The following is a 12,663-nucleotide window of genomic DNA, read 5'->3' as shown; positions in this document are numbered from 1 at the left end:
GGCGTCCTTATCAGTCGTTGCCGTCGGAACGGCCGCTGCTGACGTCGGACGGCTGCTCGGTACGAGCCCGGGCAGCGGCGATCTTTCGTGCGGCGACCAGGAGGCCGCTCTCAGCGGCCGGAGCCGTCGGGGTGTCCTGCACCATGTGCTTCTTCCCTTCTTCTTGAGAACTCCCGCCGGGGTTCCGGCGGGAAGACTGAGGGGCGCCAGCCGACCAAAGGTGTGGTGACCGGCGCTGTGTCCACTCGGCCTGTGATTCCCAGGGCTGAGTGGAGGCTGAGAGGGTCAGGCTGACTGCGGTAGGCAAGCTGTCTGGGCCTGCGTGGCGTGGACAAGGACGGCGAGCCGTCTGTCTCCGGTCACCAGTTGGTCAGCCGCGCACTCGAACCACACGACCTTGCCGGCGCCCTCGGGATACCAGCCCCAGGAGTGGGCGAGCCCGTCGACCAGGACGAGACCACGTCCGCCCGTGATCATGTCCTCAGCGCTGCCGGGGTCGGGCGCCCGGAGGCTGTTGTCCGCGACCTCCACGCGCAGATGTTCGCCGGTCCACCGCACGGTGACCCGGAACCGGGCGCCCGTGTGCTCGACCGCGTTGGTGAGCACTTCGCTGGCGCAGAGCTCGACGTCCCGCAACGCGGCATGGGACAACGGGACGCTCCAGTGTTGGGCAATCCCCTTGATCAGGCGACGGGTTGACGGGACGGCGGCCAACTCGGGCTCAACCTCCCACGTCTGTGGTGCCGGTAGCTCGGCGTTGTTCGTCGGGCTCATCAGCACGGACCGCCCTCTCAGTCGGGGTTCCTCCGGCTTGCCCTCGGAGGAACCCCAGGATTGCCGGGCGGGCGGTTCCGGAATAAGGGCCAGGTGTGTACCCACCATGGGTAGACTCGCGGTCAGTTATGCCACGTGACACCGAGTGATGAGCTTCCCGGTGCTGGGGGTGCCGGATATGACCGAATCCACGCCTTCGGCGGGGCTGCCGAGTCGCCTGCTGGCGGACCCCGAGATGGTTGCCGCCTGCAAGGTGCGGGACTTCGCGGTCATCTTCGGCCTGGCGAAGGCCAGAGGTGGCTTCCACCCGTCCCGCATCGCCAGGGTCTGCGAGCTGACGCCAAGTCGAGTGGGTGAAGTCATCGCGGGCAGTCGGACGATCACCAACATGGCCGTCATCGAACGCATCGCGGACGGCCTGCGCATCCCCGGCCACATGGTCGGCCTTGCTCCCCGAGCGTGGGAGCGTCAGTCGGCCCCTTCCCGCGACACCACGCGGCCGATGAACTACCAGGTCACCTCAACGGGGGATTCGGTGCTACCGAATCGCGAGCTGGACGACATCCTCGCCATCGCGGCCGGCGCCAAGGCCACGCCGACGGTTCTCAGGTCCCTCCAGGCGTCCATCGAGGACTACTGGCGACGCGACGACGAGCACGGCGGTGAAGCCCTTCGGCCGGCCGTGATGGGCCAACTGCGGTACGTGATGGGCATTCTGCGCGACACGGCCGATCCGAACTACCAGCGCAGTCTCCACGGCATCGCGGCCGAGCTCGCACGCCTCACGGGGTGGACGTACTTCGACGCCCGGCAGTACAGCACGGCTCGGACCTACTTCACCGATGCTCTGCGCCTGGCGCGCGAGATCGACGACCGGCCGTTCGTCGCCAACGTGCTCTCCTGTCTCAGCCTCCAGGCCACCTACGAGGACAAGGCCCGCGACGCGATCACCCTGGCTCGGGCCGCGCAGGACAGCGCTCGGTTCGACGCCGGCACGCCGAGGCTGATGGCGATGCTGTCCATGCGGGAAGCCTTCGGCCATGCCAGCGCGCAGGACCAGGAGTCCACCCGCCGAGCCATCGCGGACGCGCACCGGTACTTCGAACGGATCGACCCCGCCGATGACGGCCCGGCGTGGGTCCAGTATTTCGATCGGACGAAGCTCACCGTCGACACCGGCATCGCGCTGGGCCAGCTCGGCGACGCGTCTGCGGCCGAACCGCTCATCGAAGAGGCCATGCGTAGCGAGGCGCCGGCGAACCTGCGAGGGCGTGCGTTCCATTACTTCTGGCTCGCGCGCACCCAACTCCAACGGCGAGAGATGGAGTTGGCGTGCGCCACGGCCGGGAGGGCCCTTGACCTGGCAGTCGAGGTGGCTTCCCCCAGAGTGCTCGCGCACCTCCAGGAGTTCCGTCTGCTGCTGGTGCCCTACCGCACTGCCCGGCCGGCCGCCGAGTTGTCGGTACGCATCCGGGACATGAGCGTGTGACTACAGGCCGGCCTCATCGAGCAGCAGGTACAGCACACCGACCAGGGAGCCACTGCTGACGATCTCGCGGCGGTCGATCATGCCGCGCAGCTCGGTGAGCGGAATCCACTCGATGCGGTCCGACTCGTTCCGTTCGGTCGGTGGTCCGGCGTACTCGACGGCATCGGCCCGGAAGACGAAGTGTTCCGAGTCGGTGATCCCGTTCGCGGGCTGCGCGTAGATGAGCGGCTTGACCTCTCCGGTCTTCCAGCCCGTCTCCTCCAACACCTCGCGGGCGGCGGCCTCCGCAGGGGTCTCGTCAGCTTCGATCAGACCCATGGGAAGCTCCCAGGCCCACGAGTCTGTGATGAAGCGGTGCCGCCACATCATCAGCACCTGCTTCTGGTCGTTCACCACCGCGGCCACTGCCAGATGCCGCAGCTTGAGCACGTGGTGCTCCCAGCGGTGCCCGTCGGGCTGCTCGACATCGACCATCCACAGATTCACCCATGGGTTCTCGTAGATGGGACGTTCCCCGTGGATCTTCCATTGCATCGTTTGAGGCCCCTCTCGATGGACCTTCAGCATGTCAGACCCAAGCAGCGCGGCCCGCCTGTTCCGGCGAATTTGCGTCAGGGTGACGAATACGGATGTCCACGATCAACGACGAGGCCGACGGCGTCCGCTGGACCAGCCCGCCGGCCCTGACCAGTACGAACTCCACCCCCAGCCTGAGCCAGTAGATCGGCGAGAACCTCGCCGGCGCCTAACCACTACCTCGGCTGAGGCGCCAGGCGCCACCACGGAGTTGACGTCAGTGCCACGAACTACGCTGGCGGCCATGGACTGGCTCGATCGCGTGGCGAAGCTGCGGCAGTGGACCAACAACGAGGTCCGCGCTCCGCACAAGCCGTTGCTGCTGCTCTACGCGCTCGGCAGCTTCCAGCAGGACGCCGATGGTGAACTGCGCTACAGCGCGGTCGAGGAGGAACTGAAGCGGCTGCTGGTCGAGTACGGGCCACCGAACCCGACCACTCCCGCTTACCCCTTCCATCACCTGGTCAGTGACGGCGTCTGGGAGGTCAGGACAGATCGTGGGCAGGGAAGCCCAAGGAGTGGGGTCCGGGCTCTCCGTTCCAGCGGTGCAACCGGCAGGCTCGTGCCGGAGTTGAGGTCAGCGCTCGTCACGGAGCCTTCACTGCTGGGGCGGCTGGTCAGAGTGCTGTTGGACGTCCATTTCCCGCCGTCGCTGCACACCGATCTGTGCGAGGCCGTCGGGCTCTACCGCCAGCTGCCAGAACGACCCCGCGCCCGCCGGAGCCGGGTACACCCCCGGGGCCGCGAAAGGAGCCGCCACCGTCACCGTCGCCACCATCGCATCCCCCTGGAACGCCACCCAACACTCACCCCTGCCCAGGCGGTAGGCCGTGTCCTGCACGGACTGGTACGAGGCAAAGAACGCCCGCCCGGCGGCGGCGTGATCGGCGTATGCGCGATGCAGCAAGCGGGTCAGCTGCTCCACCGAGTCCCCCTCCGTGAAGCGGCGTGCGGTGACGAGTTCGCAGTGGCCGGCCGATATTGGTGTACCGACCGATCGTTGTGTCACAACAACAAGTGTGCGACCGACGCGATCCTGCAGCCTTCCGGCGCCACACCGTCCGGAGCATGGCCCCTCTGCCATCTCGATTCAGGCTTGGGTCTCGGTTCACGGCGACGCTCTCGGGTGACTTTGGGCTCCTCTGTCCAGTACCTGTGGTAACAGTGCCCTAGGATTGGCTTTCCAGGGAGGGCGTGTCATGCTGCTTGGTTTGGTGGAAGCAGAGACTGCCGGGCCTTCGAAGGTCATTCCGGGAGCGCCCAGCGGGGTGTGTCCTGCGATCTGTCGAGAGGTACGGCCAGCCAACTCCGGTTGCGGGACGGCTGATCTTCTTGATCGAGTGCCCTGATCTGTGATCTCCTGGTGCTCATTCATCTCGTTCAGACGGAGGTTTACTGTGGGGGAGCACTACGGGGTGCCTCTCGAGCGGAGCGACTACCTCAAGCTCGGTCCGCACGAGAAGAGCTGCACCCCGGAAGGCTTCCAGCAGTGGCTCGACGACCTCGGCGGGGGGGAACGACTGGCGGTCGATCTCTTCTCCGGAGCCGGTGGTCTGAGTCTCGGACTCAAGCGAGCAGGTTGGACGGTGGCCGCTGCCGTCGACTTCGATCAGCGCGCGTTGGAGACGCACGCCGCCAACTTCCCGGGTATGAGCCTGCACATGGATCTCGGTGATCCTTCCGAGCGGGACAGGCTCGTGCAGATCCTGGAGCCAGCCAAGATCGACTTGGTCGCTGGCGGGCCCCCGTGTCAGCCCTTCAGTCGGGCTGGACGTAGCAAGATCCGCAGCCTGGTGGAGAAGCACGGCAGAGATCCGGAGGACCGCCGGAGGGAGCTCTGGGTCGCATACCTGGACCTGGTGAAGCGGATCCGGCCCCGAGCTGTGCTCATGGAGAACGTGCCGGACATGGGTCTCGGTGACGACTTCTTCGTGATTCGGACGATTGAGCAGGAGCTGGAGGATCTTGGCTACGCGACCCAGGTCCGACTGGCCGACGCATGGAACTACGGGGTTCCCCAGCATCGGAAGCGTCTGATACTGCTCGCTCGCAACGACGTCGAAAAGTTCGACTGGCGGTCGCCACAGCAGTCGTGGACCACGCTCAGTGACGCCATCGGTGATCTTCCCAAGCTTCCGGACGGCAACAAGGGGGCACGCAGCCTCCCGTACAAGTCTTCGAAGAAGCTCGGTGTCTTTGCCACGGAGATGCGGGATGGTGCGCCCGAGGGGCTCGTCTGGGATCACATGACCCGGGCAGTACGTGACGATGACCGCGAGATCTTCGCCTTGATGAGTTCCAGCACTCTGTACTCGGAAGTGCCCGAGCAGCTGCGGCGGTACAAGGCCGACCACTTCACCGACAAGTACAAGAAGCTTGACTGGAGTGAGCTGAGCCGGACCATCACGGCGCACATCGCCAAGGACGGGTACTGGTACATCCACCCTGAGCAACTGCGGACCCTCACCGTGCGGGAAGCCGCCCGTGTTCAGACGTTCCCCGACTCGTTTCGCTTCGCCGGCGTGCGCAGCGACGCCTTCCGACAGATCGGCAATGCAGTACCTCCCTTCCTGGGTGAGGCAGCGGCCGAGGTTCTGGCCCCGGTGGAGGGAGTGGCAGCGCCGGCCGACGGGCTCAAGCCACGCTGGCGCGACGTGCGCAACGACCTGACTGCCTGGGCCAGGAAGCGGCGGGCTGGGGATGACTGGTACCACCTGCCCGGAGAGCAGCTTGCGCCGCTGCATGCTGCGGTGGTGGCGGTTCTCGCGGGCTCGAAGATCAGGAGCGGACCTCTGGCGGAGATCCTGGCCGTGATCAAGCGATTCAAGCGGCTCAGCGGTCCGATGTACGCGGGGCTGCTTGCGGCAGCACCCACTGACACCACCCAGAAGCGGCTGGCTCGGCTGCAGCCACTCGTCGACAGCCCGGCCGCTTGGCGCAAACCGTCCGATGTGCCATCTCTGGTCGGGATGAAGCCGGGCGAGGATTCCCTTTACAGGTTGCTGACCGGCGAAGACCTACTGCTGGTGGGACAGGGACCGCTTCGTGTGGCCGCTCGTCTTAACGACAGCACCGCGCACCGGGTCAACCGACTCAGCGACGGCCGTGTCAACCTCGTGAAGATAGTGGGGGCTGGCGAGGACGCTCCCCTGAGGATGGCCGCTCTCCGCCTGATCGGTTCGAGCATCTGCCATGACATCGAGCCTGTCTGCTCGGCCTGCCCGCTCAAGGCGTACTGCCCTCAGAAGACGGTCACTTTGTTCGACGACGAGTTGGAGATCGCGGCCGCGCCGTAGGAGACCTACTTCGGCCCGTGGGTTGGTGCAGGGGACTGGTGGGCTTCAACTGTCGTCGCGATACGCAGCGCTGCCTGGTTCGGGTCACGACGTACCTCGCACTCCCAGACTCTGACCACAACCCACCCGGAGGTTCGGGCCGCCTCGGTGTTGCGCTCGTCCCGAGCCTTGTTCGTCGCGATCTTCTCCGCCCACAACTGGGCGTTCGCGCCGCGGAACTCGCGAGGTCCGTGCTCCGGACAACCGTGCCAGAAGCAGCCGTCCACGAACACGGCGACGTGATATCTCGGCAGCACGAAGTCAGCAGTGCAACGCGGAGCCACCCGGCGCTGCAGACGGAAGCGGAGCCCGAGCCGGTGAACGGCGCTCCTGAGAGCCACCTCGGGAGCGGTGTTCTTCGTGCGCCGCCCCTTCAGGTGTTCGCTCTTCGCCGTACGCACCCATGTACCACTCAATCTGCTCACCCGTTCGTCAACCATTTTCCCACCACGCTCAGGAGTTACGGGGCATCGTGACCAAAGGCGGTGCGGGACCCGCCCTCGTGTTCTGAGCGCCAGCGGGACTCCGTGTGGACGACGAAGGAGGGGCGGATCGTGGTCGGTCACGCTGAGGACGCCGTCCGCGACCCTCTCACCGAAGGTCGCCTGTGAGTGGACGGCGGGTGCTTCGCCCATCGGCCGTCGGCCGAGGTCAGACGTCGTAGGCGGGACTGAACCCGACTCGCATGGCCTCGTTGCGCACGTGTATCGCTTGGGCGGCCTGTGCTTCGCCGATCTCCTCTCCAGCGGCGAGACGGCGCCCGATGGTCGAGGCGAGCTGGCGCTGCCAGGGCTCGAGGCTCCGTGTCTCCTTCGCCCAGCGCTCGATGGCCGTCCACTCCTCGGGGGAGATCTCCAGGACCTCGGCGACGTCCGCGGTGGGAGCACCTCCGTCGTTGGCGACGGCGACGTCCTGGAGGGGGAGGTCCGCGAGCTCGGCCGCCAGGGCCGCTGGGACCACCCACCGAACGCGGGATACCGCGTCCCAGCATCCGATCTGCTTCGCCCACTCCCCGACGTGGTTTCCCCTCAGGGGAGTGGTAACCGCGGTCATGACCTTCGGGCACAGCTCGTGCAGTGCCGACTCGAGGACCGCCGACACCTGCTGCTCGCGCCAGATGCGGTCGAGGTCGATCCGCCTGTCGACTGCCTGTGACAGGCGCGCCACGGTGTAGGTCGTCACCAGACTCTTGTGGCTTCCTGCCCCATGGGTAGCAGCGACCCGATCCACCGCCTTGAACAGGATGGCCTTCGCGACGAGCCGCTGGCAGTAGCGCGCGTCCACGTGGGGGAGGTTCGATTGCAACCGGATCATGAACTCGCCGAAGTTCTTCTGTGCTCCCCGGCTGACCAGGTGCGGCAGCTGTTCCCAGGAATGTACGAACTTGGCGAGATCCGACTTCGTGAACTTCTGCCGTGTCGGCCAGAGAAGACGGAACTGCCGCTGCTGTGCGGGTGACCGCTTCGCGAGGTCGTCGGCGTACTGCCCACGTGCCCGCTCGTAGAACCAGTGCGTCTCCTGGCCGCTCCCGTCGAGAGCTGGTGCCCAGAGTGTTCGGGTGATGCGCTGGATGGCCACGTGGTACTCGTGGTTCGAACTGAAGTCGACCAGCGTCACCTTGTTCTGTGTGTTCGAGTACTCGGAGATCTTCGGTACGATCTCCGCCAGCCGTTCGGGATCGACAACCGACAGCTTCATCTGCACGCGGACCTGGGACAGGTCGGCCTTGTCGCGCTTCCATGCGTGGTGAAGCGAGGCAGTTGTCTGTCCACCGTTCACGATCTGAAGCCCGTGAACCCGGGATATTCCGATGGGTCGCCCGTCTCCGTCATGGACGAAGTCCACCTGGGAGGCGGTTGCCGTGATGCCGTTGTTGTAGGCCAGGAACCGGCCCGGCGCGTCCAGCAGGGTTGCCCTGATGCCCCGGTTAACCGAGCCGCGGGCCTGCAGGAACGATCGGACGTTCAACTCCAGCAGCCGGGGGCCGTGCTCCCCGTAGAGCTCGGCGAGGAGCTGACCAGGAGTCACGGCCAGGACGACCGAGTAGTCGGGTTCGGTGCTCGGAGCAGCCAGGCAGGTGAGCGGTGGGGCGAAGGTGACCACGATAGGTTCACTCAGAGTGCCCGAGCTGGCGTGGCGGTGGATTCGCCGGAGGTCCCAGGTCTCGTAGGTGACGGGGATTCCGTCCAACTCGGTCGGCTCAGGTGCAGGCGACGTGCTCACACAGTTCGTGAACAGGAAGAGCCTGATGTGCTCTACCTCGGCGATGGCCTTCTCGACGGTCGAGCACATGTCGTACACGTCGGATGACTCGTCGATGTGCTGGCGGAGACCCTTCTCGCAGCGGCGGACGAAGGTGAGAAGCCGTCTGAACAGGCTCTCCGACAGCGCTTTGGTGAGCTTCTCCTCCAGAGGCGACAGACGGAAGTCGGTCACGAACAGATCCAGGCTGTCCGTCGACTCGTTCCACCCGTAGCCGTGTACCTCCACGCCGTGTGACTTGTGATAGGCGGTGAAGGTGTTCGACACGATGCCGGCCTGCTCGAGATCCTCGAGCACCCGGCGGGTGAACGTCTCCGGCGTCGTCGAGTGCTCGGCCTCGGCAGTTGCCAGGACGTCCGCGACGAGGTCGCGGGCGAACGCAGTCTGGTCGAGCTCAGCCATGGGTGCCCCTGATCAGGTTCGTGACCTCATCGGTGGTGAGGAGGTAGTCGTCCAAGCCGGATGTGTCGACGTGGTACGTGCAGTCGCCCACTCCAGGGCGAAGGTCCGACTCGACGAGTCGGGGGAAGTCGTCGCGAACGCTCCAGAAGCGCAGGTCGCGACTGGTGTAACGCGGCTCGTCGTAGTGGTCGCGGTGGCCAGGAAGATAGCCGGCCTGTATCAGGAGGCTGTCCAGGCGAGACCGCGCCGCCACGCTGGTCAGTCGTTCGCGAATGCGGTCCACCATGGCGTTCAGGCTTTCGCCCGAGCCGCCACGGCGCTCGTCAAGCGAGATGAGTGAGAGCAGGAGGGCCGGGGTGCCAGTGCTGTCCAGCTGCCGTTCACTGGAGATCCGGATCCGGTGTGTGCTCTTCGCGGTGCTCGCCTTGGCCTCAACAGCAACACTGGGAAGCTGGAAGTCTTGGCTGGTTCCGGTGGGTCCGGTCCAGGCGTTGACGGCCTCCAAGCCCGGAAGGGACGGCATCAGATAGTCGCGAAGAATGAGGAGCTCCCCAAACAGGCCGCGACGGATCTCCGGCCCGAGCCCGTCCTTGCCGATGGAGCGGAGAAGGTGTTGCCAGCGCTCGAACCGCTCCACGGCCGCGAGCAGGGCGTCTGCTGTCGAAGGAGCGCTATGTGTCGCACCTGCTATGTCGGCCACCAGAGGGCTGAACACCTCGCGAAGGTCGTCAGCTGTCAGCACCACCTGTAGTTCGTAATCCTGCCGCGACAGGGAGTTCAACTGGAGTTCGAGCCCTGCCGTCGGGGGGAGCCGGCTGAGGGAACGCGCGACGCCCTCCGCTGCAGGAGCGTCGCCCTTCAGCACCAACATGCGGCGCAACCCCGGGTGTGAGACCGCGAGATACATGTCGTGGGTGGACTCAGGGTGAAGGCGGCGGATTGACCTTCCGGGAGTTGCCTGGGGCGCCTCCAGCTCGCGCCAGTCGTCCTCGGTGATAGTCACGCGTCGCTCTCCTCGTCGTCGTCGATCTCGATGTCCTCCTGCAGCCAGATGTCATTGACCACATACTCGGTCTTGGTCGCGTTGGCTGAGAAGGGAAAGCTCACCTTGAATCCCACGAGGGGCGTGGTGAAGTCGTCCTTGCTGGAGCTCGGGTGAACGAGAGGGTAGATCAGCAGTAGGGCCTGTTCCGGTCGGCGCTGGCGGCGAAGAAAGCGGTCGGTCGCGATCTTCGGATCGCGCGGCTGCCCCTTGCGGTTGAGCTGTCCTTCTGCGGCCTTTCGGGTTGCAGTCAGACCAACTTCCCTTTGATGAGTATCCAGGTCGGTGAGCTCGTCCGGCGGGCTTAGGACGCGACGAATGGTGTACCGACCTTCGACTTTCGGATTATTCATCGCGGATCGCTTAATCAGGCCGACTTGGTGGCCACCGATCTCTGTGAAACTTTTCGCTTGAGAGTTACTGACCAGCCTGACGGTCCATTTGCCCAGCTCGCCTACCGTGGCGCACTGGCGGATGTACTCGGCGATAAATGCTGGCCGGACCCGTTGTGCTCCGCGGTCCGTAACGTACGGTTCGAAGAACCCGGAGACGATTGCCTCGGGTGGCACGTCTTCCCACACCACGCTGACACCAGGCGCATCAACCGTGGCGGGTGCGAGGGTGTCAAGCTTGCGGACAAAGGCATCAAGGGCCCTGAAGTTATGCTGGACCACACGCTCTGCCAGATTGAAGATCACAGTCTCCGGTCCTTCGCCGGAGTAGCTGAGCAGGACCTTTGTTCCTTGACGCATCTTGTTCGCCGCAGTGATTCCCAAGCCTAGCGACGACGACCGCACTTTTAGCCCAAACTCACGCGGCGTCAACCCAAGGGCTGCCATTTCTTCGATGTCCCGGCGCAGCTCGTCGGTTGCGGCCGTGATCTCGACGTACGCCTGCTCGAGAGCTGGCGTGGTGTAGAGCCGGCAAAGGTCCTCGTAGCCAGGACGATACCCGAACCACCTGCCCATTTGGAGCAGGGCATCGTACGTCTTTGAGGGGCGCAGATAGTAGCTGACGGTGAGACCCTCGAGGGTAAGTCCCCGAGAGAGCTTCTCGCCGCCGATGGCGATCAGGGAGAGGCCGGTCTTGCGGTGGTCATAGTATTCGAGAGCATCGCGCGCCGCTCCATTGATCGCCTTCACTTGAATCTTTGTCAGCGCCGACTGCAGGTGGATGGCGACGTCGACCCAGGGAAAAGATGGGGCCTCGTTTGCAGGAAAGAACTCGGTCGTTTTGACGAAATCCCTCTCCCAGAGGCATTGTAGTTCGGCCAGCCTCTTTGCCGCTGCCTGGCCGAAGCGGTCTCGCAGGCAGTCCACAGTAAGTCGGAGATAGTCGTCGACTTGGTCGCGGACGATGCCCTGGACGGCAGTGAAACGGGTGACGTGCACGAGCATTGAGTTGTGCTCGTTAATCTGCCCGCGGGCACGTCGCATCGTGCAGGCGAGGATAAACGAGTCGATTGCCTCTCGAAGAGAGACCGGAAGGTCGTCCGATGGGATGTGCGAGGACTTGTGGCCATTCGGCACCCACGCATCGTGGTCTTCTACGTGGCGCACGAGTGGCAGCGCCTCGATGTCTTCCTCGTCTTGGTCGTCGACCTGCAGCCCGAATACCCGCTCGGGTCCAAGATAGTTTGACGGCGCCCGGAGACTGCGCACGAAGCTATCTGGGAAGAGGTCCGCCCCGAACTTGTCGTGGTTGGCTTCCGGGTCGATGTAGATGTTCGCGAACGGGGTGGCCGTGTAGCCGACGTAGGACGACTTGTCGAAGCTGCTGAGTAGCTCGCGGATGGCAGCGTTGATCTTCGAGGGGTCGTTCTCCGGGTCCTTGGAGACGTTGATCGAGGCGTTGTCAGCCTCGTCGTCGATGACGAAGAGGGGGATGTCTTGGACGATCTTCCTGCCGGAGTTGGGCTCGTCCGTGCCGTGGGTTTCGGTGACCCAGGTGCGCAGGTAGTCGATGATCCGGCGATGTTTCTTGATCACAAGAACGACGGGAAAGTTGCCCACTGGGATGTTCGACTTCGAGGCGGCCTTGCGGTCGAAGTCCCCCTTCTCGGCGCTGTTGGTCAGGGATGCGATGTCGAGCCGCTTGGCATGGGACATCGCGCCAACTCCTATGCGGTACTTGGCTCCCTCCTGGTCCGATCGCAGCTGGTACTGGGTGTCGAAACCGAGAAGTCCTTCGTCGACGCGCAGTTGAGTCTGGCTCCGGAGGTCGTTGTGGATACCGGCGAGGATGACGACGAGCCGGTAGCCGGCGTCAGCTGCTTTGGCGGCAAGACCGATGTAGTGGCCCGTCTTCCCGGACTGGACCTGGCCGATGGCAAGGCCGGTGCGCCGCCATGCTCCGTTGCGGCGAGGGTCTTCGAGCTGGCCGAGGATCTCGTCCGTGCTCTGGTCGAGCCTCCAGACGACGCGTGGCGGCATGCGTCGTACGTCCTCGAGATACCGCCGGTACCGCGCCCAGAAGTCCCAGTCGCGTTCGTTCTTGGCGTCAGGCAGCCAGGGTCTGTGGCCCGTCCTGTCCTCCAAGCCGGAGGAGGACTCCTGGAACACGGCGACCAGTTCCTCGAGCATCCTCGTCAGTTTGTGACGGTCCGGGGTCTTGCCCTGGACCGTCAGCATGCCGAGAACCGCATTGATGGCAACCGCGACCTCGTCCGGGGTCGCCTGTCGATCCACCGGCAGCATGGCGAGGGCCACACGCATGGCCATGTCGAGTGTTTCGTCAGAGGCGTTACTCACGAGGGACCTCCAAGAAGACGGGTTCAAGAGGAG

General features: G+C 64.9%; 9 protein-coding genes and 1 pseudogene. 3 read left to right on the top strand and 7 right to left on the bottom strand.

The window, feature by feature from the left end; genetic code table 11:
* Window positions 1-10: 10 nt before the first annotated feature.
* Window positions 11-145, bottom strand: coding sequence for a hypothetical protein (locus ABD323_RS07570; protein ID WP_344440449.1), 135 nt, complete (start codon window positions 143-145; stop codon window positions 11-13).
* Window positions 146-285: 140 nt separating this feature from the next.
* Complete coding sequence (locus ABD323_RS07565) at window positions 286-774, bottom strand: ATP-binding protein (protein WP_344440485.1); 489 nt, start codon at window positions 772-774, stop codon at window positions 286-288.
* Window positions 775-952: 178 nt separating this feature from the next.
* On the opposite strand from ABD323_RS07565, the gene ABD323_RS07560 reads away from it, so the two are divergent.
* Window positions 953-2,263 carry an NsdA family TPR-like regulatory protein gene (locus ABD323_RS07560; RefSeq protein ID WP_344440448.1) on the top strand — a complete coding sequence of 437 codons (1,311 nt, stop codon included), beginning with the start codon at window positions 953-955 and terminating at the stop codon, window positions 2,261-2,263.
* Here the strand turns inward: ABD323_RS07560 and ABD323_RS07555 are convergent, their stop codons facing one another.
* Complete coding sequence (locus ABD323_RS07555; protein WP_344440447.1) at window positions 2,264-2,797, bottom strand: NUDIX hydrolase; 534 nt, start codon at window positions 2,795-2,797, stop codon at window positions 2,264-2,266.
* Between the two features lie 286 nt (window positions 2,798-3,083).
* On the opposite strand from ABD323_RS07555, the pseudogene ABD323_RS07550 reads away from it, so the two are divergent.
* Window positions 3,084-3,566 (top strand): annotated as a pseudogene (locus ABD323_RS07550) (phosphorothioated DNA-binding restriction endonuclease family protein); the annotation flags it as partial.
* Between the two features lie 670 nt (window positions 3,567-4,236).
* Window positions 4,237-6,135: a DNA cytosine methyltransferase gene (locus ABD323_RS07540; RefSeq protein WP_344440446.1), complete on the top strand. Its 1,899-nt coding sequence runs from the start codon at window positions 4,237-4,239 to the stop codon at window positions 6,133-6,135.
* Between the two features lie 5 nt (window positions 6,136-6,140).
* Here ABD323_RS07540 and ABD323_RS07535 read toward each other — a convergent pair whose 3' ends face one another.
* The 4 genes from ABD323_RS07535 to ABD323_RS07520 form a co-directional block, all read right to left on the bottom strand.
* Complete coding sequence (locus ABD323_RS07535; RefSeq protein WP_344440445.1) at window positions 6,141-6,575, bottom strand: very short patch repair endonuclease; 435 nt, start codon at window positions 6,573-6,575, stop codon at window positions 6,141-6,143.
* Window positions 6,576-6,825: 250 nt separating this feature from the next.
* The gene (locus ABD323_RS07530; RefSeq protein WP_344440444.1) at window positions 6,826-8,838 is read right to left on the bottom strand and encodes an AIPR family protein; all 2,013 of its coding nucleotides are present in this window, start codon (window positions 8,836-8,838) and stop codon (window positions 6,826-6,828) included.
* Window positions 8,831-9,841 carry a PD-(D/E)XK motif protein gene (locus ABD323_RS07525; protein ID WP_344440443.1) on the bottom strand — a complete coding sequence of 337 codons (1,011 nt, stop codon included), beginning with the start codon at window positions 9,839-9,841 and terminating at the stop codon, window positions 8,831-8,833. Before ABD323_RS07525 ends, ABD323_RS07530 begins: the two co-directional genes overlap by 8 nt.
* The gene (locus ABD323_RS07520) at window positions 9,838-12,630 is read right to left on the bottom strand and encodes a Z1 domain-containing protein (RefSeq protein WP_344440442.1); all 2,793 of its coding nucleotides are present in this window, start codon (window positions 12,628-12,630) and stop codon (window positions 9,838-9,840) included. Before ABD323_RS07520 ends, ABD323_RS07525 begins: the two co-directional genes overlap by 4 nt.
* Window positions 12,631-12,663 lie beyond the last annotated feature (33 nt).

Source organism: Kitasatospora nipponensis (assembly GCF_039528135.1).
GTDB lineage: Bacteria > Actinomycetota > Actinomycetes > Streptomycetales > Streptomycetaceae > Kitasatospora > Kitasatospora nipponensis.
The sequence above is the reverse complement of the archived record's forward strand: the minus strand, read 5'-3'. Positions and strand labels throughout refer to the sequence as shown.

Excerpts from the sequence above, each read along its gene's own strand:
- ABD323_RS07555 (WP_344440447.1), bottom strand. The coding sequence starts at position 2,797 with ATGCAATGGAAGATCCACGGGGAACGTCCCATCTACGAGAACCCATGG.
- ABD323_RS07560 (WP_344440448.1), top strand. The coding sequence starts at position 953 with ATGACCGAATCCACGCCTTCGGCGGGGCTGCCGAGTCGCCTGCTGGCG.
- ABD323_RS07570 (WP_344440449.1), bottom strand. The coding sequence starts at position 145 with ATGGTGCAGGACACCCCGACGGCTCCGGCCGCTGAGAGCGGCCTCCTG.
- ABD323_RS07565 (WP_344440485.1), bottom strand. The coding sequence starts at position 774 with ATGAGCCCGACGAACAACGCCGAGCTACCGGCACCACAGACGTGGGAG.
- ABD323_RS07530 (WP_344440444.1), bottom strand. The coding sequence starts at position 8,838 with ATGGCTGAGCTCGACCAGACTGCGTTCGCCCGCGACCTCGTCGCGGAC.